The organism is Marseilla massiliensis, from assembly GCF_023336985.1.
Taxonomy (GTDB): Bacteria; Bacteroidota; Bacteroidia; order Bacteroidales; family Bacteroidaceae; genus Prevotella; species Prevotella intestinigallinarum.
This window is the reverse complement of record NZ_JAMBLP010000057.1, coordinates 1-1,063: the sequence shown is the minus strand read 5'-3', so window position 1 is coordinate 1,063 and position 1,063 is coordinate 1. Positions and strand designations below refer to the sequence as shown.

Annotated in this window: 1 protein-coding gene and 1 pseudogene; both read left to right on the top strand. The window is 32.4% G+C overall.

The window, feature by feature from the left end; all coding sequences use genetic code 11:
* A partial coding sequence (locus M3089_RS15705) for a hypothetical protein (RefSeq protein ID WP_449566843.1) occupies positions 1 to 339 on the top strand: 339 nt, incomplete at its 5' end.
* A 59-nt stretch (positions 340 to 398) separates the two neighbouring features.
* A pseudogene (locus M3089_RS15700) lies at positions 399 to 581 on the top strand (RHS repeat-associated core domain-containing protein); the annotation flags it as partial.
* Positions 582 to 1,063: the final 482 nt, after the last annotated feature.

Genomic DNA, 1,063 nt, shown 5'->3' with positions numbered 1-1,063 from the left:
ATTAGTATTCAATTCCGCAAAAATGGGATATGTATTCTTTGGGTGTCTCCTTATTATGATAGGACATACAAATTTGTATTTAAGGAGATTTCAAAGTTGGTAATGAATGCTGTTCCTGATAAATTAACGTCACTTCTTATCCATGAATTTGCTGTAAAGGATAAGGACATCTATAACTATAGATTTTTATTCTTTTGTGGAACGGAAATAAGAATATCATGCTCAAAAATCAATATTTATGAACAGTGCATAACCGAAAGTCAGAAAAAGCAGCTTATGTCTCGATTACAGATGTTCGATGAGAATGTGGGGAAGTCTGGTACAAATGACCTGATATGAACGAGAAAATTATCAAGGAGGAATTCCATAGAAGGACTTCCTACTATAAGAACGTTACAGTACCGTTCCTCTTCCAAGGGCAGTACAATGACTATGAGACCGAGTTGGCATACAACCGATTCAGGTATTATTCTCCTGCTATGGGATGTTATATCTCACAGGACCCGATTGGATTATTGGGTGGTTTTCGTTTGTATGATTACGTCAAAAACACAAATACTTGGATAGATGTTTTGGGGTTATTCCCGGTAGAAAAGCTTGCTGATTCATCAGTTCGAACAAAATCATCGTACCAAGGAGCTACAATTTATAAAATAACTAAAAAGGTTGAATTAGATGGTGTGAAATTTCAAAAAGGAGACTATTATTATTTAGATAACTTACATAAAGATCATATTGAAACTTTTAGTAAGAATGATGTTTCTAAAGGGGTGTTTAATCTCTATGGTACTTATAATGACAGAAAAAGTGAAAAAGCAAAAAAAGAAAAGAACCTGGATATAGAGGGTAGAACTATATCACCTGTAAAAGCTGTAAAAATAATTCACAGTAATGCAAGCTTAGAAGAAGTTTCTTTTTTATTTAAACTATCTTATAAACATCGGTTTAATAAAAAGAAATTTCAAGATGTATTGCGTTCACTTAAAGTTTTGTGTGCTTGTGATATAAAAGAACTTTGTGGTATAGAAATAAATGGGCTGTTGAAAGATATATTTCAAATAAA